At 38.3% G+C, this 26,552-nt stretch carries 28 protein-coding genes and 1 tRNA gene; 3 read left to right on the top strand and 26 right to left on the bottom strand.

Annotated elements, in window-relative coordinates:
- Positions 1-7: 7 nt before the first annotated feature.
- From KVT27_RS15130 to KVT27_RS15100, 8 genes are all read right to left on the bottom strand, one after another.
- Entirely contained in the window at positions 8-1,192 is a 1,185-nt protein-coding gene (locus tag KVT27_RS15130) for a phosphoglycerate kinase (RefSeq protein ID WP_036221114.1), read from the bottom strand.
- 518 nt (positions 1,193-1,710) lie between these two features.
- Positions 1,711-2,727 carry a type I glyceraldehyde-3-phosphate dehydrogenase gene (gene gap, locus KVT27_RS15125; protein ID WP_008173218.1) on the bottom strand — a complete coding sequence of 339 codons (1,017 nt, stop codon included), beginning with the start codon at positions 2,725-2,727 and terminating at the stop codon, positions 1,711-1,713.
- Between the two features lie 128 nt (positions 2,728-2,855).
- On the bottom strand, positions 2,856-3,902 hold the full coding sequence (locus KVT27_RS15120) for a sugar-binding transcriptional regulator (protein ID WP_036145657.1): 1,047 nt from the start codon (positions 3,900-3,902) through the stop codon (positions 2,856-2,858).
- Positions 3,903-4,077: 175 nt separating this feature from the next.
- Positions 4,078-4,200 carry a hypothetical protein gene (locus KVT27_RS27090; RefSeq protein ID WP_255250346.1) on the bottom strand — a complete coding sequence of 41 codons (123 nt, stop codon included), beginning with the start codon at positions 4,198-4,200 and terminating at the stop codon, positions 4,078-4,080.
- A gap of 256 nt (positions 4,201-4,456) precedes the next feature.
- On the bottom strand, positions 4,457-4,690 hold the full coding sequence (locus KVT27_RS15115; RefSeq protein WP_217581535.1) for a glutaredoxin family protein: 234 nt from the start codon (positions 4,688-4,690) through the stop codon (positions 4,457-4,459).
- 161 nt (positions 4,691-4,851) lie between these two features.
- Positions 4,852-7,122: a S9 family peptidase gene (locus KVT27_RS15110; RefSeq protein ID WP_036120208.1), complete on the bottom strand. Its 2,271-nt coding sequence runs from the start codon at positions 7,120-7,122 to the stop codon at positions 4,852-4,854.
- A 130-nt stretch (positions 7,123-7,252) separates the two neighbouring features.
- Positions 7,253-7,915, bottom strand: a complete 663-nt coding sequence (locus tag KVT27_RS15105; protein WP_254636163.1) for a TPM domain-containing protein — start codon at positions 7,913-7,915, stop codon at positions 7,253-7,255.
- A gap of 86 nt (positions 7,916-8,001) precedes the next feature.
- Complete coding sequence (locus KVT27_RS15100) at positions 8,002-8,583, bottom strand: LemA family protein (protein WP_036120214.1); 582 nt, start codon at positions 8,581-8,583, stop codon at positions 8,002-8,004.
- A 132-nt stretch (positions 8,584-8,715) separates the two neighbouring features.
- On the opposite strand from KVT27_RS15100, the gene KVT27_RS15095 reads away from it, so the two are divergent.
- Positions 8,716-9,333, top strand: a complete 618-nt coding sequence (locus KVT27_RS15095) for a spore coat protein (protein ID WP_008173231.1) — start codon at positions 8,716-8,718, stop codon at positions 9,331-9,333.
- Between the two features lie 54 nt (positions 9,334-9,387).
- On the opposite strand, the gene KVT27_RS15090 is transcribed toward KVT27_RS15095, so the two are convergent.
- The 4 genes from KVT27_RS15090 to KVT27_RS15075 all read right to left on the bottom strand — a co-directional run bounded on the left by KVT27_RS15090 (position 9,388) and on the right by KVT27_RS15075 (position 12,261).
- Positions 9,388-10,110, bottom strand: coding sequence for an amino acid ABC transporter ATP-binding protein (locus KVT27_RS15090; protein ID WP_008173232.1), 723 nt, complete (start codon positions 10,108-10,110; stop codon positions 9,388-9,390).
- Complete coding sequence (locus KVT27_RS15085) at positions 10,107-10,811, bottom strand: amino acid ABC transporter permease (protein WP_036120219.1); 705 nt, start codon at positions 10,809-10,811, stop codon at positions 10,107-10,109. The genes KVT27_RS15090 and KVT27_RS15085 overlap by 4 nt, the downstream gene beginning before the upstream one ends.
- Before the next feature lie 80 nt (positions 10,812-10,891).
- A complete protein-coding gene (locus tag KVT27_RS15080; protein WP_036120222.1) occupies positions 10,892-11,686 on the bottom strand; it encodes a basic amino acid ABC transporter substrate-binding protein in 795 nt (264 codons plus the stop codon).
- 500 nt (positions 11,687-12,186) lie between these two features.
- Positions 12,187-12,261, bottom strand: a tRNA-Arg gene (locus tag KVT27_RS15075).
- A gap of 317 nt (positions 12,262-12,578) precedes the next feature.
- Between KVT27_RS15075 and clpP the strand changes: the two genes are divergently transcribed.
- Complete coding sequence (clpP, locus tag KVT27_RS15070; RefSeq protein ID WP_008173241.1) at positions 12,579-13,172, top strand: ATP-dependent Clp endopeptidase proteolytic subunit ClpP; 594 nt, start codon at positions 12,579-12,581, stop codon at positions 13,170-13,172.
- A gap of 51 nt (positions 13,173-13,223) precedes the next feature.
- Here clpP and KVT27_RS15065 read toward each other — a convergent pair whose 3' ends face one another.
- The 14 genes from KVT27_RS15065 to KVT27_RS15000 form a co-directional block, all read right to left on the bottom strand.
- On the bottom strand, positions 13,224-13,481 hold the full coding sequence (locus tag KVT27_RS15065; protein ID WP_004228023.1) for an HPr family phosphocarrier protein: 258 nt from the start codon (positions 13,479-13,481) through the stop codon (positions 13,224-13,226).
- Positions 13,482-13,594: 113 nt separating this feature from the next.
- The gene (whiA, locus tag KVT27_RS15060) at positions 13,595-14,542 is read right to left on the bottom strand and encodes a DNA-binding protein WhiA (RefSeq protein WP_008173244.1); all 948 of its coding nucleotides are present in this window, start codon (positions 14,540-14,542) and stop codon (positions 13,595-13,597) included.
- Positions 14,543-14,630: 88 nt separating this feature from the next.
- Complete coding sequence (locus KVT27_RS15055; RefSeq protein WP_008173246.1) at positions 14,631-15,599, bottom strand: gluconeogenesis factor YvcK family protein; 969 nt, start codon at positions 15,597-15,599, stop codon at positions 14,631-14,633.
- Between the two features lie 4 nt (positions 15,600-15,603).
- Positions 15,604-16,497: an RNase adapter RapZ gene (gene rapZ, locus KVT27_RS15050; RefSeq protein WP_029987075.1), complete on the bottom strand. Its 894-nt coding sequence runs from the start codon at positions 16,495-16,497 to the stop codon at positions 15,604-15,606.
- Between the two features lie 9 nt (positions 16,498-16,506).
- Positions 16,507-16,974, bottom strand: coding sequence for an NUDIX hydrolase (locus KVT27_RS15045; protein WP_036120228.1), 468 nt, complete (start codon positions 16,972-16,974; stop codon positions 16,507-16,509).
- 327 nt (positions 16,975-17,301) lie between these two features.
- A complete protein-coding gene (gene trxB, locus KVT27_RS15040; RefSeq protein WP_008173253.1) occupies positions 17,302-18,246 on the bottom strand; it encodes a thioredoxin-disulfide reductase in 945 nt (314 codons plus the stop codon).
- A gap of 231 nt (positions 18,247-18,477) precedes the next feature.
- The gene (locus KVT27_RS15035) at positions 18,478-20,001 is read right to left on the bottom strand and encodes a tetratricopeptide repeat protein (RefSeq protein ID WP_036120232.1); all 1,524 of its coding nucleotides are present in this window, start codon (positions 19,999-20,001) and stop codon (positions 18,478-18,480) included.
- A 90-nt stretch (positions 20,002-20,091) separates the two neighbouring features.
- On the bottom strand, positions 20,092-20,709 hold the full coding sequence (gene hisIE, locus KVT27_RS15030; protein WP_036221127.1) for a bifunctional phosphoribosyl-AMP cyclohydrolase/phosphoribosyl-ATP diphosphatase HisIE: 618 nt from the start codon (positions 20,707-20,709) through the stop codon (positions 20,092-20,094).
- Entirely contained in the window at positions 20,706-21,467 is a 762-nt protein-coding gene (gene hisF / locus KVT27_RS15025) for an imidazole glycerol phosphate synthase subunit HisF (protein ID WP_036120237.1), read from the bottom strand. Before hisF ends, hisIE begins: the two co-directional genes overlap by 4 nt.
- The gene (gene hisH / locus KVT27_RS15020; RefSeq protein ID WP_036120240.1) at positions 21,461-22,093 is read right to left on the bottom strand and encodes an imidazole glycerol phosphate synthase subunit HisH; all 633 of its coding nucleotides are present in this window, start codon (positions 22,091-22,093) and stop codon (positions 21,461-21,463) included. The genes hisF and hisH overlap by 7 nt, the downstream gene beginning before the upstream one ends.
- On the bottom strand, positions 22,090-22,689 hold the full coding sequence (hisB, locus tag KVT27_RS15015; protein ID WP_150906916.1) for an imidazoleglycerol-phosphate dehydratase HisB: 600 nt from the start codon (positions 22,687-22,689) through the stop codon (positions 22,090-22,092). The genes hisH and hisB overlap by 4 nt, the downstream gene beginning before the upstream one ends.
- Positions 22,690-22,693: 4 nt before the next feature.
- Positions 22,694-23,968, bottom strand: coding sequence for a histidinol dehydrogenase (hisD, locus tag KVT27_RS15010; RefSeq protein WP_150906915.1), 1,275 nt, complete (start codon positions 23,966-23,968; stop codon positions 22,694-22,696).
- A gap of 47 nt (positions 23,969-24,015) precedes the next feature.
- A complete protein-coding gene (gene hisG, locus KVT27_RS15005; RefSeq protein WP_036120252.1) occupies positions 24,016-24,645 on the bottom strand; it encodes an ATP phosphoribosyltransferase in 630 nt (209 codons plus the stop codon).
- Complete coding sequence (locus tag KVT27_RS15000) at positions 24,638-25,810, bottom strand: ATP phosphoribosyltransferase regulatory subunit (protein ID WP_150906914.1); 1,173 nt, start codon at positions 25,808-25,810, stop codon at positions 24,638-24,640. The genes hisG and KVT27_RS15000 overlap by 8 nt, the downstream gene beginning before the upstream one ends.
- A 526-nt stretch (positions 25,811-26,336) precedes the next feature.
- On the opposite strand from KVT27_RS15000, the gene KVT27_RS14995 reads away from it, so the two are divergent.
- Complete coding sequence (locus KVT27_RS14995; RefSeq protein ID WP_036120258.1) at positions 26,337-26,540, top strand: hypothetical protein; 204 nt, start codon at positions 26,337-26,339, stop codon at positions 26,538-26,540.
- Positions 26,541-26,552: the final 12 nt, after the last annotated feature.

Raw genomic sequence — 26,552 nt, 5'->3', positions numbered from 1 at the left:
ATTTGGCTTATTTATCGTTTAGTGCAACGATTCCTGGAAGCTCTTTACCTTCCATTAGCTCTAGTGAAGCACCGCCACCTGTAGAAATGTGATCCATTTTAGTAGCTACTTCAAACTTTTCAACTGCCGCTGCAGAGTCACCACCACCGATTACAGTATAACCGGATGTAGTTGCCATTGCGTCAGCCACTGTTTTTGTGCCATTCGCAAATTTATCCATTTCAAAGACACCCATTGGTCCGTTCCAAATAATCAATTTAGAATTCTTAATGACCTCTGCATAGTGAGCAGCTGTTTTTGGCCCAATGTCTAGCCCCATCCAATCGGCAGGTATAGCATCCACATCCACAACTTTTGTTTCCGCATCTTGTGAAAATTCATTAGCCACTACCGCATCAATTGGCATATGTAATTGCACGCCTTTTGCTTTCGCCTTTTCAATAAATGATTTTGCTAGCTCAATTTTATCTTCTTCTAATAAAGATTTCCCAATATCGTAGCCTTGTGCCTTAATGAACGTGAATGATAATCCACCACCAATAATTAAGTGGTCTACTTTTTCTAATAAACTTTCAATTACACCAATTTTATCTTTAACTTTGGCACCACCGATAATCGCTGTAAATGGATGTTCAGGATTCGATAGCGCTTTACCAAGTACATCTAATTCCGTTTGCATCAGGAAACCTGATACTGCAGGAATGTGCTTGGCGATTCCTTCTGTAGAAGCATGTGCACGGTGAGCTGCACCGAAAGCATCATTGACATAAATATCTGCTAGCTGAGCAAATTGCTGTGCTAAAGCTGGCTCATTTTTTTCTTCGCCTGCATGGAAACGAACGTTTTCAAGAAGTAAAATGTCTCCATTCTGCATGCTTGCAACAGCTTCTTCCACTGCTTGCCCAATGGATTCATCTAGCTTCGTAACTGGTTTGCTCATTAGCTCCGCTAAGCGGATACCAACTGCTGTTAGACGCATGTCCTCTTTTACTTCACCTTTTGGACGACCTAAATGAGAAGCTAAAATGACTTTTGCACCTTGCTCTACTAAATATTCAATTGTTGGAATAGCTGCTCGAATACGTGTTTCATCTGTAATGGCCCCATCCGCCATTGGAACATTAAAATCAACACGTACAAAAACGCGTTTACCTTTTACATCAATATCTTTCATTGTCTTCTTATTTAACATGAAGAAACTCCCTTCAAAGTTGTTTTAGTCTTACATCCTTGTGTTTTACCCATCTTGGCTCCACACCATGCTTCCTAAATTGAAAAGTCATCTTGGTACTTTTTCGGGGTCACCATCTAGTATGCATATGATTCTCCAACTTTTGATAATGAACCCTAATACTTGTTTTTATAGTAGCAAAAATACCCTTTTATGTCTTGCAAACACCATGTATCAATTACGCCTGTGTTGGAGCCCTAACAAAATCTGTGACATCCACCGGGCTATTATCTTGATGTAGTTGGTGGTGTTTGGACACCCACTCCCACTCCATTAAAGAGAGTCATTTGTGTATTCATCTCATTACCTATAGAGGTGGGTATTTCCTGCTGAATTTAGACAAAAAGGGAGTAAGGGTTATCCCTTACTCCCATTACCCTTGTATATTATATCTATTCGATATTATAAAGGCTATACTTTTTGTGCATAAAAAGCAGTATTATGTCACACTTTTTACTCAAAATGTTGAAATATGATACTTATTTATTGTTTAACCCTTGTTCAGCAATGTATAAAGCTAAGTCCATTAAGCGAGTAGAGTAACCAATTTCGTTATCGTACCAAGCTAGAACCTTCACCATTTTGTTTTCTAATACCATTGTTGAAAGACCATCAACAGTAGAAGAATGGTGGTTACCGTTATAATCAATAGAAACTAATGGTAGTTCATTGTAGTCTAAAATGCCTTTTAATTCATTTTCAGATGCTTCTTTTAATACCGCATTAATTGCTTCTTTCGTTACATCTGCTTTTAATTCTACAACTAAGTCTACACATGATACGTTAGGTGTTGGTACACGCATAGAGAAGCCATCTAATTTACCTTTTAATTGTGGTAATACTTTAGAAACGGCTACCGCTGCCCCCGTTGTTGTTGGAATCATAGATACCGCTCCTGCACGCGCACGACGTGGATCAGAGTGTGGGAAGTCTAAGATTCGTTGATCGTTTGTATAAGAGTGGATTGTTGTCATCATACCGCGTTCAATGCCAAATTTCTCATCAAGTACTTTCGCTACTGGCGCAAGACAGTTTGTTGTACATGAAGCATTTGAGATAACATCATCTGTTGCTGGGTTATAGTCTGTATGGTTAACACCCATCACAAATGTAGGCATTGCTCCTTTTGCTGGTGCAGAAAGGATAGCTTTTTTAGCTCCTGCTTCAATATGCTTCCCTACTTCTTCCACTGAACGGAAATGACCAGTACATTCAAGAACTACGTCTACACCTAATTCACCCCATGGTAATTGTGAAGGATCTTTTTCAGCATATACTTTTATACGTTGACCATTCACTACGAAAGAATCTTCATCTGCATTGACTTCAGCATCATAGATACCGTGGACTGAATCATATTTCAATAAGTGTGCAAGCTGACCTGCGTCTGTTAAGTCGTTTACAGCTACTACTTCAAATTCATTTTGCTTCATTGCCTCACGAAATACTAAACGTCCAATACGTCCAAATCCATTAATTGCTAATTTTAATGCCATTGTTAATTCCTCCAATAATGTGTAATGTCTGCCTCTATTGAAATAGAGACGTTAAATTGCTTTTATGCTCATTCAAAAAGTGCTTCAACACTTTTTGAGATCGAGTGACATGGTAATGCTCACACCCATCAATCAAAATGGCTGTCAGAAGATAAAGTAGCGGCAATTGCTTTTGCGGCTGCTTCATCTGTAATAAAAATCGTTTGCTTTGGCGCTACTTTAAAATATGAAAGCATCGCATTGACCTTTTGTTTTCCTGCTGCCACAGCAATAACTTGCTGGCTATTTTTTACCTGTTCAAGCTGAATACCAATCGTGCGGATACGATGTACGATTTCACCATCGGCATTAAAGTAATAGCCAAATGCCTCACTTACCGCGCCCTTCTCCTCAAGAATTCGCAAATCCTCAGAAGATGAATTACGTCGAATCGCCATTTCCTCTGCCGATCCAATGCCATGGATCACGCAATCTGCTCGATCATAATACGCCATCATTTCAGTTACCATCGGCTCTGTTAACATTGCTTGATAAGCTTGCTCACTTAAATGCTCAGGTAAAAATAATGTACGGTATTGTTCCTCCATCTGCATGGCAAATGTTGCAACAAGCGTATTCGCCTGCATTTGCATTTCATGACCTATTCCTCCGCGTGCGGCAACAAAGGTAATATCTTTTTGTCCCTCTAATGGATGTAAAAATTGAGCTAGAGAGGCAACTGATTTTCCACCAGTGACCGCTACAACTTGTTCATCAAAAGCAGTAGACATAAATTGCAATGCTGCTTCCTTGCCAAGCAAGGTTAGGATTGTATTGTCTTCACTATAGTCACCTGGTACAACAACAACATGTTGTATACCAAAATGATTTTCAAGCAATTTTGCAAGCTGGGTTAAACCAGACCATTCATAAACGATGGCTCTCAGTTTTTCAATGACTTCTTCACCATCATCTGTACATACCATACCCGACTTTTGTGAATCTAATAACCCTTGTTCACGTAAAATGTCAGTTTCTTTACGAATTTCTCTCTCTGTCATTTTCAATGAATCTGCGAGTGTTCGACGCCCGATAGGTTGCATGAGTTGAACGGCTTGCAAAATACGATATCTAGATTGCAGAAGCGGATACATTTCAGGAAGTAGCCTTTGCTGTGCCTCTGGAATAGTGAACATATTTATCTACTCCCTTGTTAATAGAGGTGGGATTAATTCAGTCCCACTATATTATTTTGTGTCCCACTTATGATTTTATTATAATACGCATATTTGGAAAGTGCAAGTAATTGTATAGTTTTGGATTAAAAAAAAGCCCCATAGCTTTGTCATTAGCTACGAGACTTGGGTTTGCTTATTTTGTGAAAGATAAAATTGCGTTTTTCTTAAATCCTTCTAAAGCTTTTGTTGCTTCATTTTTATTTGTAAATTCAAAAATACGAACGTCCTTTTTTTCAAATACTGTAATAACCCACATTGTACAATCTCCCTTCACATCGCTTTTGTAATATAACAACCACTAAAATTTGTGATACTTTTTATTATCTGTTTTATAACAACGTCTTACTTGATACCTATTCTACTCCGATTTTTATAAAATAAAAGACTAATGTGAAGGTCTTCACAAACTGTTCAAATTCAAACCGCTTTCATTGAACAATTTGTGAATTGTATGAATGCCAACTAACAATAGAGCGATTTACGCCGTTATTATCTTTTTAAAGACATAGTACTTAACTGCCCAAGTACTCCATCAATGTGGCATAATCCAGATTGCCGTATTGGATAACGACCCCATCCTTTTCTACTACAGGTATCATTAACATATATTTTTCGTGTATGAGATCATCATCTTCAATATTAACTATTTCAATATCGAACACTACATCTTCCTGTACAAGCTTTAATGTATGTAAGCCCTCTACACATAATGGACAATTAGCTCGACTAAAAAATTGAATAATCATGGATGGCACCTCCTGTTTCTATTATTTCTTCATCGTTGAACGATGACAATGTTAGCTACAACGATTGTAAACTATGTAGTGGATTCATTCAAAAGCTTACTAGAAAAATGAAAGGCATTGAGTGCGAATAACAAGCACTTCAATGCCTTTTGGCTATTATGTTATTTTAAATGATGATCAAGGAATTTCAACATGGCATTATAGAATTCGATTCTATTTTCTTCATTCGAGAAGCCATGGCCTTCATTATCCTTTAACATATACTCTACATCCACACCTCTAGCACGTAAAGCTTCTACAATTTGGTCGGATTCCGCTTTGTTGACACGTGGATCATTTGCGCCTTGTGCAACAAATAAAGGTGTTTTAATTTTATCTGCATGGAAGACCGGAGAAACCGCTGTTAATAATTCTTTATCTTTCTCTGGATGACCTACTCGTTCATAAAACATGTCTCGCATCGTTTCCCAGTATGGTGGAATTGTATCTAATAGTGTGAAAATATTAGATACACCAACATAATCAACTGCTGCCGCATATAAATCTGGTGTATACGTAATGCCAGCTAATGTAGCATAACCACCAAATGAAGCACCGTAAATACCGATACGTTTAGGATCTGCAATACCTTGGTCAATCGCCCATTGAACGCCATCCGTTATATCATCTTGAATTTTCAAGCCCCATTGCTTATTACCAGCTTGAAGGAATTCCTTGCCATATCCAGTCGAGGAACGGAAGTTTACTTGTAGCACTGCATAGCCACGATTTGCTAATAGCTGTACTTCTGGATTGAATCCCCACATATCACGAGCCCACGGTCCACCATGTGGGTTTACAATAAGAGGTAGATCTTTAGCATTTTTATTTTTCGGCAACGTTAAATAACCATTGATAATTAATCCATCACGACTCTTATAAGAGATAGGATGCATTTCTGCAAGTTCTGAAGATTTCAGCCATGGGCTCAATGTTGCTAATTCTGTTAATTCATCTTTTGTTGAATCATAGTAATAATACTTTCCATAGATGGTGTCACTCGATACACTTACAATAAATTTTGTCATCTCTTTATTGTAATCGTTTATGCCCAATTGGCTTTCTTGAACACCAAGCTTGTTTTGAATTTTACGGAATAACTTTTCAAAGTCTTTATCAAAGAATTGATAATGGATTTTATCCGTAGCATACGCACCATACAATAATTTATCTTTTTCAGCATTATACAATACACCCGAAACATCCACTTCATCATTGGACATGATTACTTCTTCTTTACCTTGTAAGTCATACTTTACCACTTCTACTTTATCCCGGCCTTTATTGGATGTAGCATAAATAAACTTATTGTCCTTCGAGAAAGCTAGCGGCATCACTTCATCCCCAGCACCGATTTTAATAAATGGTCTGAATTCATCCTTTTCTGAATCTCGATAAAGGACAGCACCTTCCACCCCATCAGTAGCCACAGCTATACGTACATTGCCGTTACGATCTGCTAACCAGTTCGTAATATTGCCAGGATTTTTAGCGACGTGAGTCGTTTTACCCGTCTTTACATTTAGCTTGTACACATCAAAAACGGTAGCATCCTCTTTGTTCATCATAATAAGAATTTCGTCTTTTACACCCTGTAAGCTATCCAATATCCCTACAGTCACGTTAGGATATGGCGTTAAATCTTTTTCCACAGAACCGTTAAATGTTGTAGAATAAATATGAAAGTTTTCATCTCCACCTTTATCTTTTAAATAAAGTAAAGCATCATCCTTCCAGAAAAAACCTGCAATATCTCGATCCTTTGAGCTTGATACACGAACAGGCTCACTATTATCATTCATTTTTTTCACGAATACATTCGAGCGGTTCTCCCATGCAGAGGCAAATGTAATGTAATTACCATCAGGGGACAGTTCGTAGCCAAAATTCCCTGGATTTTTCATAAAATCTTCCACAGAAATTTCTTTTACTCCTTTATTGTTGGAACCATTTTTTATATGTTTAACATTGTTAAGGAGTTTACCAGCATCTTGTTTCGTAATAAAATCTGTACTTGAAGATACTCCCTTAAAGAAACCAAGCTTATTGGCCTTTTTTAAATACTCTGCTAGTGACTTTTCTTTTCCTTCTTTATTGGCAGCTCTAACTAAAATCCTAGCTGCTTGATCACGTTTAATAGTAGCGCTTAAGTCTGAAATCTCTCCAGCCTTTACCCATTGATCCTTAATTTGTTGACGCATTGAATCGGAGCCATGCTGGAATGTTAAAGCTGTTACTGCTAAATCTAGAAATTCCTGTGCTGAAAGATGTTCCTCTTGTGCTAATACAACATTTGTTTCATTGGCAGCACGTACTTCTTGCAATGTTGCAGGGATAACCGTAGCAGTTGTTAAAATAATTGCTAATGATGCAGTTAAAAATCTTTTTTTCAAAATGATTCCTCCCTATATCAGTTTACGTTATATCGATAGTCGATATATACAAATTATACCATTATTTGTATTTTTGTCAATATTTTCATAATAAAAGCGAACTAAATAATTAGCTCGCTTTCGGTTAGTATTAAAATTTTCGGCTTGCCCCTCCACCTGCTGAAGATCCGCCACCAAACCCTCCAAAATCGCCACCACCTGAACGTCCGCCACCAAAGCCACCAGGGTAACCGCCGTAGCCTCTCCCACGAGGTCCGCCTCTTCCGCCTTTTGAAAAAGAAGAAAAAATGAGGACTATAATAACGATGACAATAATGAGCCAGATGGGCATTCCTTCCTCTTCATTTGCACCTGCAGGTAATTCACCATTCCAATTATACTCTTCAGCTACAGCACGAAAGACCTCAGCATATGTAGCTAGAAAGGCTTGATCATTATCACCTTCACTTGCAAAGGGATAAAATGCATTATCTAAAATACGCCCTAATTTACCATCTGGTAATGGTCCCTCTAAGCCTTGACCGACAGCTATCACTACATCATTTTGGCCTTTGCCCTGTCCAAATGTAGCAAGTATAAGGACACCATTATTTTTCTCTTTGTCCCCAATACCCCAGGAACGAATCATCTTTGTCGCATACATTTTCGCCTCCTGCCCATGAAGGCTATCAACGGTTACGACCATGATTTCAGCACCTGTTCCCTTATCTAATTGCTCTGAATAATGGTTTAGCTCTTGTTTTACATCCAAAGATAAAACATTCGCAAAATCATGAATATACGTATTTTTCATTGGTGAAGGCATTGCTGCTTTCGTCATAGTCATGCTAAAAAGAAGCACTGAGCAAACGATAATCAGCTGTATAATACAACGCTTCATCACTGTGTACCTGATTGACTAAAATCAATAGACGGTGCTTGTTCGGCACCCGCTGCGGCTTTAAAGTATTCTTTTTGTTCAAATCCAAACATTCCTGCCATTAAATTGCCAGGAAAGCGTTTAACATGTTTATTAAATTGTTGTACTTCATTATTATAATCCTCGCGCGCAACTGCCAAGCGATTTTCTGTGCCAGCAAGCTCATCCATTAACTGACGAAAATTTGCGTCTGCCTTTAAGTTCGGGTAGTTTTCCACGACTACTAGTAAACGACTAAGTGCACCCGTTAAAGCATCATTCGCAACAGCTTGCTGCGCGGGAGTATTAGCATTGCTCATTTGAGCACGTGCGTTAGTAATATCCGCAATGATCTGTTGCTCGTGATTCGCATACCCTTTCACAGATTCAACCAAATTGGGAATTAAATCATAGCGGCGTTGGAGCTGGTTTTCAACTTGCGCCCATTTGGAATCTACATTTTCCTCAGCTGTTACTAAACTGTTATATTTAGGAATCAATACTAAGGCTAGCACGATAAGAATGATAACAATTATCCCAATTGGTCCAAACCATTTCTTCATTTTCTAAAACCTCCTTGACTTGCATTTCCTTTTGTTAGTCTACATTTTTGCCTTTGCATTTATACCGTATGAAATTCATTTGGCTTGACATACTAAATACTGCATCAAAAATTATATGAGGAGGCGTTTTTTTTGTCACAATCGTTTTACAATGAATCATCATCCAATCAAACCAATTTCAATCAACAACATAGTCTAAATCATGGTGGACACGAAATGATGGACATGCATGAAGCAATTGGTGAAATTATCGCTGGTATGAACCAAGCGATCATTTTACGTCCACAAGTAAAGGATCAAGAATTACTCAGCATTTTGGATCGCCAATATAATTTTACATTGGGTATGTATAATACGATTGTTGAGTCCTTTAAAACAGGTCATGATCCATCTGTTCCTACGGGACGTTACCAAATGGAAACAGGCAATGACTTTAAATATGGCTTAACTCCAGGCCAACCCAAAAAACCAATGCAAAACGCTAATGAAATTAATGATGAAGCCATTTCTGGTTTCTTATTAGGCGCTCAAAAGGGAGCAGCAAAATGTATGACGGCTGCTGCAACAGAAACGACAAACCCTGTTGTTCGTCGTGTTGTTGCTGATAGTATTCCCAACTGCATAGAAATGGCCTATGAATTATCCATTTACCAAAATAAACATGGCTATTATCAAGTGCCTCAGTACTCTCAACAAGATATGCAAACGATGCTTAATGCATACGATACAACCTCTAATCCCCTTCATTAAAAATCAAAAGGCAGTCCATAGTGATGAATTCTCATCATGGACTGCCTTTTCTCATTATAGTACTTTTCCTAAAAATGCTTTTGTACGTTCACTTTGTGGGTTTCCGAATAATTCCTCAGGCAACCCCTCTTCCACAATATAGCCACCATCCATAAAGACTACTCGATCACCAACCTCCCGAGCAAAGCCCATTTCATGTGTGACTACAATCATTGTCATCCCTTCAGCCGCTAGATTTTTCATAACATCTAACACCTCTTTTACCATTTCAGGATCAAGAGCTGAAGTAGGCTCATCAAATAGAATGGCCTTTGGCTTCATTGCTAACGCACGTGCAATAGCTACACGTTGCTGTTGTCCACCTGATAGCTGTTCAGGATAATTATAGGCTTTACTGTCGAGACCGACCTTTTTTAACAGCTCATGCCCAAGCTCTTCAGCTTCTGGACGACTCATTTTACGAATTTGCATGGGTGCCATCGTGACATTATCGATGACGTTCATATGAGGGAATAAGTTAAATTGTTGAAACACCATCCCCACCTCTGCTCGAATTTCATTGATATTCGTTTTCGGATCATTGATCTTCACATCTTCAATATAAATAGCACCGTCCGTTACTTCCTCTAGCATATTAATGCAACGTAAAAAAGTACTTTTTCCTGAACCAGAAGGCCCAATGACACAAACAACTTGTTTTTCTTGGATTTCATAATCAATCCCTTTTAATACTTCTAGCTTACCAAAATATTTGTGTAGGTTCTCAATTCTTATCATCTTGCTTCCCGCCCTTCTGCCTTACGAGGGACATAACTATTGCTAAATCGTTTCTCAATAAATGCAACAATCTTCGTTACACCATACGTTAATATTAAATATAGTAATGCAGCAACAATATACGGTTCCCAGAAACGGAAGCTTGCACCTGCAACAACTTTACTAGCATATAAAATATCTGGTGCAGCAATGACTGTTACTAGTGAGGAATCCTTTAATAATGCTATGAATTCATTCCCTAATGGCGGGATCATGCGTCTAAAGGCCTGCGGTAAAATAACCTTACGCATCGCTTGGTTATGTGTAAGTCCAAGTGAACGAGCAGCCTCCATTTGCCCCTTTGCAATACTCTGGATACCTGCACGGAAAATTTCTGCGTTGTAGGCAGCACAGTTTAAAATAAGCGCTGTAATCCCTGAAACCATATACCCTAAAGAATGTCCAAAAATGGTTGGAATAACGGCTAAGTGTATTAATAAAATTTGAACAAGCATTGGTGTTCCGCGGAATAAATCCACATATAATTTTGATGGCCAATATATCCATTTTTTACTTGATAATTTCCCTAGTCCTAAAAATAGTCCTAAAAGAATACCGCCAAAATAACCACTAAGTGTCAAAATAAGTGTTACGCCAATACCTCGTATAAACATATCTCGGTAGTTCCAGACAATGTCCCAGCGTAGGTCAAAGATGTCCATCCGAAAACCCCATTTCCCCTTTAAAGTCACATCAATTAAATGAGTCGCTAGCATACTGCTTGGCGAGTGGCATTACCCTATTATTCGAAATCAGTACCTGTAATTTCTTTTAATTTACCGTTTTCTTTAATCTTTTTCAGACCTTCATTTAATTTATCTAATAGCTCTTTATTCCCCTTTTGAACCATAAAGCCATAATATTCTTTTTCGAATGCGTCATCTTGAATGACTTTAATTTTTTGATCTGGATGCGCTTTAATATATTCGTATACTACCGCATTGTCTCCAATAGCTGCGTCAACATTACCATTTAGCATTTCTTGAATTGCGATTGGCTGACTTTCAAAAGCCATAATATTTGTACTTGCTTCACCTTGTAGCTTTTTAGCTGCCATATGGCCAGTAGCATTAATTTGTACGGACACCTTTTTATCTTTTAATTCATCTAATGATTTAATCTTTGAATCTTCTTTCACAACAATTAATAATTGAGATTCATAGTATGGCTCAGTAAAATCAAATGATTCTTTGCGCTCATCTGTAATTGTAATCCCTGAAGCACCAATATGTGTTTCACCGTTTTTAATTGTTTGGAAAACGGGTTCCCAACCAATATTATTCCACTCTACTTCGAAATCCATTTCATCAGCAATTGCTTTTAAAATATCGACATCAATCCCCACAATTTTCCCTTTATCGTCAACAGATTCAAACGGTGCAAAAGTTGCTTCTGTACCTACTTTATATACTTTCTTGCCATCCGCACCTTCTGAAGGTGTGCTACCAGAAGAGGCATTGTCCTTTGTGCCACATCCTGCAAGTGCTAAAGTTAGCGCTGCTATAACCATAAGTAACATCCAAGCTGTTTTTTTCATTGCATTTCCCCCTATTTCGATAATTTTCCATCCTGCGTATTATTTTTCGCAATTCGGAAATGTTAGACTATTAGGTCAATTATATTAACATTATAGTATTTGCACAACAACTTTTCGCATAAAACTAAATATTTTTTCATATTAATTAATGGAAAACCCAATTAAATAGAAAAAATAAGCATTAATAACAAGAAAACGAAACTAAAACTAATATATATACAATAGAAGCAATGCCAAATTTCGATAAATTTAAACAAAAAAAAAAGAATCCCCTCAGAAAGGATTCTTTTTTTCGGCTATTACTAGCCTTCACGGACAGTATGTTCACTAAAAAATAATTTGGAGTTGTTGCTTTCTTGAAGGTTTGAAAGGCATAAATAGGGGAATAATGCCAACTAGGACAGTATTCCCATTACTTTTCCTCTCTATCTCCACTAAGCAGGCTGCTAAACTACTTATTAGGAGATTGAGCTATTACAGTATATCAATATTCAGTAAAATGGCGCCCTCGGAGGGAATCGAACCCCCAGTGCAAGAACCGGAATCTTACGTGTTATCCATTACACCACGAGGGCAAAAAACACAAAAAAAAAGTACTCACCCTAGGCTTACGAAAAGCATGATGTAGATAATCCTCATTTGAAGCATACCTGCAAAATAGTGTCCTGTACTTTCAAACTTATAACCTTACCTATTATACAAACGTATCACATATATTTCAACCATAGAATGCAAAAAGAATTTATTTTTTTTATTTTAATTAATTTCACTTTAGCAGGGTTAATATTTGACCTTCCCTGACTATAATGTGTATGATAAGGTTACAGCTGAAATAAACAATGTAGATTTCAGCAAAGGTAATCGAATTTAGTTTTTTGAAGGAGGATTTAACATGAATTTAATTCCTACAGTTATTGAACAAACAAGCCGTGGTGAGCGTGCATATGACATTTATTCACGTCTACTTAAAGACCGCATTATCCTTTTAGGAAGTGCTATTGATGACAATGTGGCGAACTCAATTGTCGCACAGCTACTTTTCCTACAAGCAGAAGATCCAGACAAAGACATTTCTCTTTACATTAATTCGCCAGGTGGATCAATTACGGCTGGTATGGCTATTTATGACACAATGCAAATTATTAAGCCAAAAGTTCAAACGATTTGTATTGGTATGGCTGCATCAATGGGAGCTTTCTTACTTGCTGCGGGTGAACCTGGTAAACGTTTTGCATTACCAAATGCGGAAGTAATGATTCACCAACCACTAGGTGGCGCACAAGGTCAAGCGACAGAAATTGAAATTGCTGCTAAACGTATTTTATTCTTACGTGAAAAATTAAACGGCATTTTATCTGAGCGCACTGGTCAACCACTTGAAGTCATTGCAAGAGACACAGATCGTGATAACTTCATGACAGCTGAACGTGCAAAAGAATATGGTTTAATCGATCACATTATGCACCGTAGTACGGATAATAAATAATACAAAAAAGCCTCCCAGAAAATTACTCTGAGAGGCATTTTTATTTGTTTGTTAATCTTCATTTTCAATAATTGTAGCTAATGCTGTAACCGCTTGCTCAGCATCATTGCCTTCACTACTTAACGTTACTTCGGTACCTTTCGCCACCGCTAAGCTCATGACACCCATTATCGATTTGGCATTCACTTTTTTTTCATCTTTTTCTAGAAAGATATCCGCACTGAAACGATTGGCCTCTTGCACAAATAGTGCTGCTTGTCTAGCTTGTAGTCCTAATTTTAATTTAACCTGGACTCTTCTCTCGATCATTCTCAAAACTCCCCTTCACTACCGTTCATCTATTAGTTTTATCTTACCTTACTTACTAGCAAAAGAACAATAAGCGATTACGCATGACATTCATACCTGAAAAGTATGAAAACTTAACCACCTATTTTTTCACCGCGTCTTAATGCATCTGCTATTTCGTCTATTTTTCTTAAACGATGGTTGACACCTGATTTGCTGACGGTACCACTGGATACCATTTCACCAAGTTCTTTTAACGTAACATCTTGATACTCTACTCGTAATCGTGCAATTTCACGAAGCTTTTCTGGTAGCTGGTCAAGACCAATAGAATTTTCAATAAATCGAATATTCTCTACCTGCCGTAATGCTGCTCCAATTGTTTTGTTTAGGTTGGCTGTTTCACAGTTCACAATACGATTGACACTATTGCGCATGTCTCGCAATATCCGAACGTCCTCAAATTTCATCATTGCCTGATGGGCGCCTACAATATTAAGGAAATCAGAAATTTTTTCGGCTTCCTTTAAATAAGTAACAAAGCCTTTTTTACGTTCAATTGTTTTGGCATTGAGTTCAAATTCATTCATTAAATCCATCAATGCCTCACCATGTTCTTTATATAAAGAATAAATTTCTAAATGGTAGGCGGACGTTTCTGGGTTATTGACAGAGCCTCCTGCTAAAAATGCACCTCTTAAATAGGCTCTTTTTTGACCATTTTTTTTAATGAGCTTTCTTGAGATCGTATGATTAAATTGAAAGTCGTCTGAGATGATTTCTAAATCAATTAACAGCTCGCGCGCTCCTTCTCTTACACGGCAAATATATACGTTATTTTTTTTCAATCGCATTTTCTTACGAACTAGTAATTCCACATTGTACGGATACAATTTTTTCATAATCGTATATAGTCTTCTTGCAATTGCAGCGTTTTCAGTTTGCACGTCCAAGCTTAGTTGTTTATTCGCAAAGGATAATGAACCATTCATACGAATTAGGGCAGAAACTTCTGCTTTCATACAATGATTGTCCGCTTCTATTTGGGTTAACTCCTTTTTCGTTTCAGAAGCAAAAGACATATCACGCCCCCCTTTCAATCATAATTTCTATGTATATGTTCATCTTACCATATACAATAAACACTTTATGTTTCTATTATCGGTTCTCTTACCGATCATAAATACCGGCATAATCTACCAGCCACTCTGCAACATTCGTAGCATTATGTCGAACCGTACCATCTGATCGAATTGTAGCAATATCGCGCCTTATAACCTCTAATCCCATACTTTCAAGCTTTGCCACATCAAATGTCACTGGCTCTGCTCTTTCTTCTTTATACAATTCTTTTACAGGATTCGGCAATTCTTCATCATTAACTAAAATCGAATCAATAAAGGATGCGCCAACATGCTTATGTATGGCCGATACATGATCACCTGCTGTATAAGAAATGGTTTCACCTTTTTGTGTCATTAAATTACAAACATATATTTTTCTTCCTTTTGCTTTCACAACAGCTTCCCCTATCTCTTTGACAAGGAGATTTGGAATAATACTTGTGTATAAGCTTCCTGGGCCAATTAATATATAGTCTGCACGCTGAATTGCCCGAATAGCTTCTGGTAACGGTTGCACGTTTTCGGGTACTAAAAAAACGCGATCAATGCGTTTTGTCGCTGTCGGGACTTTTGATTCACCTTCAATGATTGAACCATCCTCTAACACAGCATGTAAGTTAATTTTTTTATTGGCTGCTGGTATTACACGGCCATGTACTTTTAATACCTTCCCCATCTCACTTATAGCATGGTTAAAATCACCAGTAATATCAGTAAGTGCTGTTAGCATTAAGTTCCCTAAGGAATGTCCACGTAAATCCTCTGACGCTGAAAAACGGTATTGAAACATTTGCTCCACTAGCGGTTCAATATCTGATAATGCCGCAATGACATTACGAACATCACCTGGTGGTGGAATATCATAATCATCTCGTAAACGTCCTGAAGAGCCGCCATCGTCTGCTACCGTCACAATAGCAGTAATATCAAATGGATGGTGCTTGAGCCCACGAAGTAATGTAGATAGTCCTGTTCCACCACCAATTACCACAAGCTTTGTTTGCTTTTTCCCCATTCACTCATTCCTTTCTACGATTAATATCACGATGCGTAATAACCGTATTCTCTTTGCTGGCTAAATAAGCCCCAAAAAACTCTGCTAAAGTTACTGAACGATGCTGACCACCCGTACAACCAAAAGCGATAACGAGTTGTGATTTACCTTCTTGTCGATAAAGAGGAATCATAAAGTCGAACAAATCCGTTAGTTTTTGTATAAGTATTTGCGTATCTTCCAAGGCTAAAACATAGGAGGATACTTCTGTTTGAAGTCCCGTCTTTGGGCGTAGCTCTTCTACATAATACGGATTTTTAAGAAAACGAACATCGAACACTAAGTCTGCATCAATTGGCATACCATGCTTGAAGCCAAAAGACATGATGTTTACGGTAAAAATAGTATCTGCTTCACTGGCAAATTCTTTAACGATCTTTTCACGTAATTGCTTTGGTTTCATGTTAGATGTGTTATAAACAAAATTAGCACGGCCTTTTACTTCCGATAAAAGCGCTCGCTCTTGCTTTATACCATCTAAAGGTAAGCCACTTACTGCCAATGGATGGGCTCTTCTTGTTTCTTTATAGCGTCTTACTAATGTGGCATCATCTGCATCTAAAAATAAAATACGAGCTACAATGTCGCCTTCTTTTAGTATATGGTCTAACGCCCCAATAAGCGCATCAAAAAAGTTACCTCCACGCATATCCATCACTGCCGCAATACGTGTACTATTCTTGCCAGAATCTCTTAGCAGAGTTAAAAAAGTTGTAAGTAACGCAGGTGGTAAATTATCAATACAGTAATACCCTAAATCTTCAAAGCTTTGAATAGCTACGGTCTTCCCAGCTCCAGACATTCCTGTAATAATAACCAATTCATGTGTACTTTGTTGGCCTTCAACCACCACTGTCATGCAACTCCTTTATTGTTCTTTTGATATTTGTATTTTCTGATGAAGTAATTCAAAATTCGTTGTATAGTCAAACGTGCCATACTGAATACCTGATTGCGAAATAGCAAATTGTAAATTAGTGCGATCTCCTTCAGCCATTGGCAAATGTGCTAAATCCTCTACTGGGTGCCATGCAAGTTTACCTTCTCTAGTTTCTACAAACGGTACACCGTCTACATCCTTGGCAACAAATGTATAAAGCATCCATTCATCTACGACTTCATCATTTTCTTTAATGACCATCGTATAAACACCCTTTAGGTGTACATGTAAAGGTATAACATTTGTCTCTTCCTGAAATTCACGAACAGCAGCCTCAAAGATGGACTCACCGCTTTCCATTTTTCCACCCGGAGCAACGTACCAACCTCGTCTTGGTTTTTGAAGTAATAATACTTTACCGTCTTTTACGGCAATTAAATTTGCAATTCTTTGCATAGGCACACCTCTAATCACTTTTGCATTCTACTCTCCATTATAGCAAGACACAGCAAGATTTGTCCTCATTTACAACTCTCATACGTAGACATTTAACAATTTAGTTTTATCGAAGAATTTATTAAAAAAAGCTTATGCTCTTTTCATGATCTATACAAATAAAAAAGTAGGTTGTTCCCACCTAATTGAGGCGGAAACAACCTACTAAACAAAATAAAAGGGGGATTGCTAATTACACTTTTAATCATACACCTTTTATATGTCATTCAAGTTACAACAATATTAAAACCACATTAAAATTGTATTTTTTTCCTTAAAATAGCCAAGTTATGCATTAATTTTCTCTAATAGCTCTTCTACATAATGCTGTACAGCTTGAGCTGCAATACTGCCATCACCAGTTGCTGTAACAATTTGACGTAGTGATTTTTCACGTACATCTCCAGCTGCAAAGATACCTGGAATTGTTGTTTCCATATTATCATTTGTCAAAATATAACCAGCATCATTTAAAATACCTAAAGATTCAAATGGCTTTGTTAAAGGTAGCATACCGATATACACAAACACACCATCTGTTGTAAACTCTGATTCAGTTCCATCCACAGTTGATTGTAGTGTAACACTACCCACTTTACCATTAGCTTCATTAATTTCTTTTACTGTAGCATTCCAAATGAAATCAATTTTGTCATTTGCAAATGCACGATCTTGGAGGATTTTTTGTGCACGTAATTTATCACGACGGTGGACAATTGTTACTTTATCAGCAAAGCGTGTTAAATATACGCCCTCTTCTACAGCTGAATCTCCTCCGCCAACAACTACAAGATTTTTTTGTTTAAAGAACGCGCCATCACAAACTGCACAGTAGCTGACACCACGGCCGCCAAGTTCTTTTTCACCAGGCACACCCATTTTTTTATACTCTGCACCAGTTGTAATAATAATGGCACGTGTTTTATATTCTTTTGTACCTGATTTAATGGTTTTAAATTCTTCCCCGTCGATGATTTCTGTTACATCGCCATAGGCATATTCAGCACCGAATTTTTTAGCATGGTCAAACATTTTTGTAGAGAGCTCAGGTCCTAAAATTGTATCGAAACCAGGATAGTTTTCTACTTCTTCAGTGTTGGCCATTTGTCCACCAGGGATTCCTCGTTCAATCATAAGCGTTGCCAAATTAGCACGTGATGTATAAACAGCAGCAGTCATCCCAGCAGGACCTGCACCAATAATGACCACATCATAAATTTTTTCTTCCGACATAAATACTTCCCCCTAAACAGAATACTTTTTATCTTCATTCAACAAATAGTAGTGAAAGTGTAACGTCACCTACATATGATCCCAACTTACAATAGAGGGGATGAAGATAAACCATTGGCAACTAGCAAGGAGTAACACTCAAACGCAATGTTGCCAGGGCAAATTCTTGATAACGTTAGTATGTTCATCGTATGTGAAAGTATAAAGTTATTCAACTATGTTGCTCACACACTAATTATGACTGTCTGGTAAAAAAGCTAAAATTTCTTCAATATACTTCGATAAAGTGGCAACAGATACTCCATATTGTTGAGCTATTTCTTTTTTTGTCACCTTAAGCATTTGAGAAGATCTAAATAAATAATCATTTGCTCCTGCAATCGCTACAGGATTTGTAAAACGATAATTTTGAATTAAAGCTTGTTCACATAAGACAAACCACATTTGAAACATAGGTACAATCAATGATGATAATTTGCCATACTGCTCTAATAAAATTTCCGGCACATTTACAGCACGTAAAAAGCTGGCCTCTACTTTGTTTTTCTTATCAAATTCATGACCAAGTGCATAGGCTAAAAATAATTTCTCAAACGCACCGAATTGCTCGATATTGACCCATTTAGGATGGGCGATTATTTCTTGCTTATGAGCCGTATCCTTCAATAAAAACAATCCAAAGATACGCTCACTTGAATAGCTACTTTCTAATTTTTCAACGATAAAATTTCGATCATGTTCCAACGCGTCCAGTGCAAATTCATTGTCATGTTGGCGCCAAGGTTCAAAGCCCTCTTTATCTGGGTCTACCTCTAGCAGTTGACCCCAAGCACTTTTCGAAACCTCTTCATGCCCTGAAAAATAAGCAGCATGGGATAGCCAGAAATAAAAACCTGCGTCGCCTACATAGCCTCTTTTTTGCATACTGCGCAACCATTTATAGGCTAATTCATATTGCCCTATTAAAGCTAATGTAGCACCTAGTTTATAACGATGCTCCCATGTATATGGCTGAATTTTAACAAGGATATTTAATAGCTCTTGCAAATCTTCTTCATTCTTTTCATAATACGCAATCACCGTTAAGTTACAAAGTGCATGTAAGTTTCCCTTATTTTCACGTAGTACTGTATGTAAGAGAGCCTTCGCCTGTTCCTCTTCTCCAACATAAAAATAAGCAAGTGCAAGATTATTATAGGCCGACCAAAAGGCTGGTCGATCTTCAATTAAATCTTCTAAAATAGTAATAGCTTCAGGAAAGTCGCCCTTCTCCATATGACGGCGAGCCTGTTCCTGACGATATAAATCCTCACCAGATCCTTCAAGCTCCTCAAATTCATCCTGCTCGAATGCGACAAATTCTAAAATTTCTGCTGCTTCATCTGCATATGCACCTTCAGGCTCTAGCTGCAAATACTCTTCAGCAAAGCGTTTTGCATCCTGCATGATTCCTACACAACCTGACACTTCCGCCATGTAAAAAATAATTTCCGGATTATCGGGGTCAATTTGATAGGCACGACGAAGCAGATCATACGCTTCTTCAAAACGTTGACCCTCTAACTCTACAATAGCAAGCTGCAAGATTATCATAGGATCATCTGGGCTAAGATCAACTGCACGCTGCAAATATTTATAGGCTTTATTCATTTGTCCACTGTTCATAGCTTGAATTGATTTTTTATAATAATAGTCGCCTGTTGGAATGAACGACACTATATTTGATTGGTTCTTATTTTGACGTTTCTTTTCCAATACATTTCCTCCGAAACAAGAAATAAGGAACGTATTAAACGTTCCTTTACACAGTAAACCCTATTATACCATACAATTAATAATATGCTGTTATTTCTCCTCGTGACGTTTTTTCAACACATGAAGAACATCATATATACTTACCTTTTGTTCTTGCAGTAATACTAGTAGGTGATAAATTAAATCAGCAGCCTCCCACTTTACTTCTTCTGCATCCCGATTTTTGGCCCCAATAACAACCTCTGTCGCTTCCTCACCAACCTTTTTACAGATTTTATCGATACCCTTGTCAAATAGATATGTAGTATAAGCTCCCACAGGCATTTCCTGTTCTCTCTTTTCAATAACACTTACAAGTTTTGCAATCATTTCTACAGAGCCGACTTCAGCATTTTGCTGTACCACCTCCGTAAAGCAAGTAGTCGTACCATTATGACAAGCTGGGCCATCTGGTAAAACCTCCACAACTAATGCATCTTGATCGCAGTCTGTTTTAATGGCGACAACCTTTTGTGTATGACCACTTGTCGCGCCCTTATGCCAAAGCTCTTGACGTGAACGAGAATAAAACCAAGTTTCACCTGACTCTATCGTTTTCACTAATGACTCTTTATTCATATAAGCCACTGTTAGTACTTCTTTCGTATGGGCATCCTGTACAACTGCCGGTACAAGACCTTTCTCATCAAATCGAATACGTTCTATCATCGTACTGCCACTCCTTTTTCACGTAAGTATTCTTTCACTTGGGCTACGCTTGTTTCTTTATAATGGAAGATGGAAGCTGCAAGTGCTGCATCTGCATCAACTTCCTCTGCTAATACTTCGTAAAAATGTTCGGCATTTCCTGCTCCACCACTTGCAATTACAGGGACTGTCACAGCCTCTCGTACTGCTTTTGTTAATCCCAAATCAAAGCCAGATTTTTCTCCATCTTGATTCATACTAGTTAATAAAATCTCACCTGCTCCTAAGCGCACCGCTTCCCTTGCCCAGTCCATAGCTGACCAAGTAGTTTTGTTGCGCCCGCCATGGGTATAAACCATCCATGTACCGTCCTCTTCACTATAGCGAGCATCGATGGCCACGACGATGCATTGGGCACCAAAGAAATCGGAGCCTTCTTGAATTAGGGCAGGACGCTCTAAAGCGGAAGTATTAACAGAAACTTTATCCGCACCAGCGCGTAAAATACGCTTCATATCATCCAACGTCCGAATACCTCCACCAACTGTAAAAGGAATCGCTAATGTGGCAGCACTTTGTCGAACTACATCTATCATTGTTTCTCGACCTTCATGTGAAGCAGATATATCTAAAAATACGAGCTCATCTGCGCCTTGTTCATCATAGAATTTTGCTAGTTCCACTGGGTCACCAGCATCACGAATGGATACAAATTGTATCCCTTTTACAACACGTCCCTCCTTGACATCTAGACAGGGAATAATTCGTTTCGTTAGCATGCTTTCACACCTTTCAGCCATTGCTCCAATAAATATACGCCCAGCTCACCTGATTTTTCAGGGTGAAATTGCATACCTGTCACGGAACCTTTCGTTACAATACCGGGAACTCGTATGCCACAATAGTCTGCATAAGCAACAAGTTCAGACTCCTCAATATGAGTGGCATAAAACGAATGAACGAAATAGACATGCTTTGCAGGGGCACTATTTTCTAACCAAGCAGGACGATTCGCCATCACCAATTCGTTCCAGCCCATATGGGGCACTCGATATGCCCGCCCCTCATTTGTTCCACTAAATCGCTTAATTTGTCCTTTAAAGAAACCTAAGCCATTTGTTGATGTGACCTCATCACTTTGTTCAAATAATAATTGCATCCCTAAACAAATGCCTAAAAGAGGGCGATTTTGGCTTTGGGCTTTTATTAGATAACGATCTAATTTAGTCTCAGCTAAACGCTTTCTAGCATCCGGGAATGCCCCAACTCCTGGTAATAGTAATGCATCTGTAGCATCTAGCGTCTGTTCATCAGCTGTCACAACCACCTCACAGCCCAGTCGATTTAATGCTTGTACCACGCTAAATAAATTCCCCATACCATAATCAATCACACCTATTTTCACGTTAACAGCCCCTTAGTCGATGGTACTCCTTTAACACGTGGATCAATTTCTACGGCAGCATCAATCGCTCTAGCTAATGCTTTAAAAATCGCCTCGATGATATGGTGCGTATTATGTCCATAGGGTACAATCACATGTACATTCATTCTTGCCTCCAAGGTAAATTTCCACAAAAACTCATGCACTAATTCTGTATCAAAAGTTCCCACCTTTTCTTTTAAAGCGGGCACACGGTATTCTAAGTGTGGACGATTCGAGCAATCAACCACCACCTGCGCAAGTGCATCATCCATTGGCACAAATGCCGTTCCATAGCGTTTAATGCCCTTCTTATCGCCAAGTGCTTCTCGAATTGCTTGCCCTAACACAATACCAAGATCCTCCGTAGTATGGTGATCATCGATATAGGTATCCCCATTCGCATGGATGGTCCCGTCAAAAAGACCATGCTTGATAAATAAATCCAGCATATGGTCCATAAAACCTACGCCTGTTTTAATGTTTGCCTTCCCTTCTCCATCTAAATTGATAGCTACTGAAATTTGCGTTTCATTAGTTGTTCGCTCTACTTGTGCAAATCGTTTCTTTTCCGTCATTGTATTATTCCTTCTTCCATCCACGAGATTCCACCGCACGTGCATGCCCCTCTAAACCTTCCATACGTGCGAGACGGGCAATTTTTGGTGCATTGTCTTGCCAAGTTTTTTCACTGTAATAAACAATACTTGATTTTTTCACAAAATCATCTACGTTTAAGCCACTAGCAAAACGAGCTGTGCTATTGGTTGGTAATACATGATTGGTCCCCGCAAAATAATCACCAACAGGCTCTGAACTATAACGACCAATAAAAATACCACCTGCATGCTTTATTTGTTCAGCGATCACCTCAGCATTATTTGTCATAATTTCTAAATGCTCCGGTGCTAATGAATTAATCGCTTCTACTGCATCTGATACCGTTTCAGCTACATAAATGACCCCAAAATTTTCGATTGAAGCACGCGCTACTTCTTGACGTGGTAAAATCTCCAATTGCTTTTCAACTTCTTCAGCTACATTTTTGGCCAATTGCTCTGAGGTCGTGACGAGAATAGCACATGCTAAAGGGTCATGCTCTGCTTGTGATAATAGATCTGCAGCAATTTCGTCCGGAAATGCAGTGTCATCAGCTAGTACTGCAATTTCGCTTGGTCCCGCAATCATATCAATTGCAACCTCTCCAAATACCTCCCGTTTAGCAAGGGCTACAAAAATATTTCCTGGGCCTGTAATTTTATCGACTGGGGCGATGGTCTCTGTGCCATATGCAAGAGCAGCAATTGCTTGTGCCCCACCAATTTTATAGATTTCATCAATCCCTAAAAGATGAGCCGCCACTAGGACACCTGCAGGTATTTTTCCATCACGGCCTGCCGGTGAAGCAATCACGATTCGATTAACACCAGCTACCTGTGCTGGAATCACATTCATTAGCACGGATGATGGGTATGCTGCAGTACCGCCAGGAACATATAACCCTACTGCATCTAGAGCTGTTACACGTTGTCCTAGCCAAGAACCGTCTCCAAGCTCTATGCGATAGCCATGTCGTGACTGTTGTTCATGATAAAGTCGAATATTATTGGCCGCTTCCGCCAAATCCTGATAGAGTTGTTGGTCAAGAGCATTTATGGCCTCTTGTATCTCTTTCTTTGTGACCCGCAAGCTTACAGGCATATATCCGTCCCACCGTTCTGTATAGGCACGTAACGCTACGTCTCCCTGTGTCTTGACATCCGCTAGCACCTGTCTTACAACTGTTAACTGTTCCTCATTTCCTCCTTCTAGTGGTCTTTTTAAGGAAATACCCTTTGCTAGTTTTGTTATTTTCATACAATTAAACCCCTTCAGTTACTCATATGTAGCGCTATATGATTACTTTATTGTTCATTCACACACTTCTTTAGTCGTCTTACAAGGTCAATAATGCGCTCACCCTTCATGCGATAACTGACTGGATTGGCAATTAACCGAGATGAGACAGCTGAAATAAATTCATATTCCACTAAGCCGTTCTCTTTTAATGTGCGTCCTGTAGAAACAATATCGACAATTCGATCAGCTAAGCCAATCATAGGGGCTAATTCAATAGATCCATTAAGCTCAATGATTTCAACTTGCTCCCCAATGCCTTTATAATATTTCATCGCAATATTCGGATATTTCGTAGCAATCCTAGGAGCAATCTCATTCATCTCTGTATGGGGTAAACCCGCTGATGCGATATAGCAATTACTAATTTTCAAATCCAGTAATTCATGTACCTCTCTCTGCTGCTCTAACAAAACATCCTTTCCTGCAATACCGATATCCGCTACACCATGTTCAACGTAAACAGGCACATCCATTGGCTTTGATAAGATAAAGCGAATTTTCTCTTCTGGTATTTCAATCATTAATTTACGCGACATTTCGACCTCTTCTGGTAAATTAAATCCTGCCTCTAATAGCATTTGGTAGGCTTCTTCAAAGATTCGCCCCTTTGGCATTGCAATTGTTAATTCATTCACTGCCAACTTCCTCCTGTCCAACTACAACTACTTCAGTAAAGTGTGCTAAAAAGGCTTCTTCATCGACTAGGCTACTACGCAACTGTAAGGTAGCAAATTTCCCCGCTCCTCGTAATGTGTTTACCTGTAATAAAGCTGCCTCAAATTGTTCTTCCTCAAACAGCACAACAGTTGCTTCTTGCTGCCCCTCTGATTGCCCACTTAATGTTTCCAATAAACGATCGACACGAATGCTAAAGCCTGTCGCACCAGCTTTTGATCCAAACACCTCTAACAATCCATCGTAACGACCACCATTCCCTAATGGAAAACCACTACCTAAGGCAAATATTTCAAAAAGCATACCTGTGTAGTAACTCATATGACTCGAAAGTGTAAAATCAAACGTAACATAATCAGCTAAGTCAGCCATCTCCAATAGCTGAGCAAGCTGTTGCATATATTCTAATGCATCATTTTTGCGAACATATTGTTCAATATCACGAATGTCCTTCACATCCATTGCTTCTTCAATAAACTGGAGAAGAGCATCCGCTTTAGCTTTCGGTAAATTAAATGACTCTACCGCTTCTTCAAATCCAACATAATTTCGCTGGACAAGTAAAGTTCTAAGTGTAGCTTGCTGTTCAATACTCTCTGTGTAATCTTGTAAAATGCAGTTTAGAATTCCTGCATGCCCAATCGTCACTTTAAACGCTTCTAATTGTAAGTGTCTCAAAAGTTCCATAGCTGTCACTATGACTTCTGCATCAGCAAATACGGATTGGTCGCCTATTAATTCAATGCCCATTTGATCGAATTCTGCTGGTCTCCCACCCTCTGCTTCTTGTGCACGAAAAACACTTGCGAAGTACGCTAAACGTTGAGGAATCATTTCTTTCAATAATTTTGAAGTGGCCACCCGAGCAATGGGGGTCGTCATATCCGGTCGTAGCACTAATGTATTTCCTTGACTATCCACAAGTTTAAATAAATGAGTATCAGCAATCGCGGAGGCTTTTCCGACTGTATCAAAATATTCAACAGCTGGTGTTTTGATAAACTCATATCCTCTTTTACATAAGAAATCTTTGCCAGACTGTCTTACTGCTTCAACTTTTTCAAAGATCTGCGGAAATGTATCACGCATTCCAAGTGGTTTTTCAAACATTTTTATTGACGACATATGAACACTTCCTCACATTCACTTTAATTCACTAGAGTATTAGAGAATTAGATTATGAAAGAATTCTAACTTATTTCTTTTCAACAGTCAACGTAATTTCCCTTAATTATCTAAATCTTTAATTTACTTTTCATTTGAATAATATAGAGAGGCAAGTGCAAGTTGAAGAAAATCTACAAAACTTAAAGATTGAGAATGAGAATGTGTCTAAAATGTGACAAGTAAATCATAGTCACTGTTAACATGTCTGTAAAAAATTGATAATGATTCTCGAGTGGACGGAAGTATAGACCATTCCATCAGCTATTCTCAATACGGTCTATCATAAGATTATATTAGTATAATTTAATTGCCAGGTGTAATTAAAATGATTCTCAATCTCATTATCAACAAAAATATTATACTATCAGTATTTACGATGATTATTACTCTCATTCTACTTTTACTTTTACAATTCAAAATCCTTAATATAGAATAGCATTAATAAATAAAACAACAGTTATAATACACATTGGAGGGATTTATGATGGCATGTCCATTCGTACAACTTAGTGAGCAAATGATCGTTAGTATTTGTAAGGGAGATTTTTATCCTGGTGATAAAATTACATTACATACAACCGAAGACATTGATGGTACTGCAATTAAATCAACTTTCGTTGAATCAACTTGCTTAGGCGATCATAGTAATTGTGAATTCAAATCAGAATATGATGCTGTACACGCATAAATCGGCTTCATA

The sequence above is a fragment of the Lysinibacillus sp. GbtcB16 genome (assembly GCF_019091145.1).
Taxonomy (GTDB): domain Bacteria; phylum Bacillota; class Bacilli; order Bacillales_A; family Planococcaceae; genus Lysinibacillus; species Lysinibacillus fusiformis.
The sequence above is the reverse complement of the archived record's forward strand: the minus strand, read 5'-3'. Positions and strand labels throughout refer to the sequence as shown.

Bases quoted from the DNA above. Each gene is read 5' to 3' on its own strand.
- KVT27_RS15130 (WP_036221114.1), bottom strand. From the start codon at position 1,192: ATGTTAAATAAGAAGACAATGAAAGATATTGATGTAAAAGGTAAACGC.
- gap (WP_008173218.1), bottom strand. From the start codon at position 2,727: ATGGCATTAAAATTAGCAATTAATGGATTTGGACGTATTGGACGTTTA.
- KVT27_RS15120 (WP_036145657.1), bottom strand. From the start codon at position 3,902: ATGTTCACTATTCCAGAGGCACAGCAAAGGCTACTTCCTGAAATGTAT.
- KVT27_RS27090 (WP_255250346.1), bottom strand. From the start codon at position 4,200: ATGTGGGTTATTACAGTATTTGAAAAAAAGGACGTTCGTATTTTTGAA.
- KVT27_RS15115 (WP_217581535.1), bottom strand. From the start codon at position 4,690: ATGATTATTCAATTTTTTAGTCGAGCTAATTGTCCATTATGTGTAGAG.
- KVT27_RS15105 (WP_254636163.1), bottom strand. From the start codon at position 7,915: ATGAAAAATACGTATATTCATGATTTTGCGAATGTTTTATCTTTGGAT.
- KVT27_RS15100 (WP_036120214.1), bottom strand. From the start codon at position 8,583: ATGAAGAAATGGTTTGGACCAATTGGGATAATTGTTATCATTCTTATC.
- KVT27_RS15090 (WP_008173232.1), bottom strand. From the start codon at position 10,110: ATGATAAGAATTGAGAACCTACACAAATATTTTGGTAAGCTAGAAGTA.
- KVT27_RS15085 (WP_036120219.1), bottom strand. From the start codon at position 10,811: ATGGACATCTTTGACCTACGCTGGGACATTGTCTGGAACTACCGAGAT.
- KVT27_RS15080 (WP_036120222.1), bottom strand. From the start codon at position 11,686: ATGAAAAAAACAGCTTGGATGTTACTTATGGTTATAGCAGCGCTAACT.
- clpP (WP_008173241.1), top strand. From the start codon at position 12,579: ATGAATTTAATTCCTACAGTTATTGAACAAACAAGCCGTGGTGAGCGT.
- KVT27_RS15065 (WP_004228023.1), bottom strand. From the start codon at position 13,481: ATGATCGAGAGAAGAGTCCAGGTTAAATTAAAATTAGGACTACAAGCT.
- whiA (WP_008173244.1), bottom strand. From the start codon at position 14,542: ATGTCTTTTGCTTCTGAAACGAAAAAGGAGTTAACCCAAATAGAAGCG.
- KVT27_RS15055 (WP_008173246.1), bottom strand. From the start codon at position 15,599: ATGGGGAAAAAGCAAACAAAGCTTGTGGTAATTGGTGGTGGAACAGGA.
- rapZ (WP_029987075.1), bottom strand. From the start codon at position 16,497: ATGACAGTGGTGGTTGAAGGCCAACAAAGTACACATGAATTGGTTATT.
- KVT27_RS15045 (WP_036120228.1), bottom strand. From the start codon at position 16,974: ATGCAAAGAATTGCAAATTTAATTGCCGTAAAAGACGGTAAAGTATTA.
- trxB (WP_008173253.1), bottom strand. From the start codon at position 18,246: ATGTCGGAAGAAAAAATTTATGATGTGGTCATTATTGGTGCAGGTCCT.
- hisIE (WP_036221127.1), bottom strand. From the start codon at position 20,709: ATGATAGAACGTATTCGATTTGATGAGAAAGGTCTTGTACCGGCAGTT.
- hisF (WP_036120237.1), bottom strand. From the start codon at position 21,467: ATGCTAACGAAACGAATTATTCCCTGTCTAGATGTCAAGGAGGGACGT.
- hisB (WP_150906916.1), bottom strand. From the start codon at position 22,689: ATGACGGAAAAGAAACGATTTGCACAAGTAGAGCGAACAACTAATGAA.
- hisD (WP_150906915.1), bottom strand. From the start codon at position 23,968: ATGAAAATAACAAAACTAGCAAAGGGTATTTCCTTAAAAAGACCACTA.
- KVT27_RS15000 (WP_150906914.1), bottom strand. From the start codon at position 25,810: ATGTCGTCAATAAAAATGTTTGAAAAACCACTTGGAATGCGTGATACA.
- KVT27_RS14995 (WP_036120258.1), top strand. From the start codon at position 26,337: ATGGCATGTCCATTCGTACAACTTAGTGAGCAAATGATCGTTAGTATT.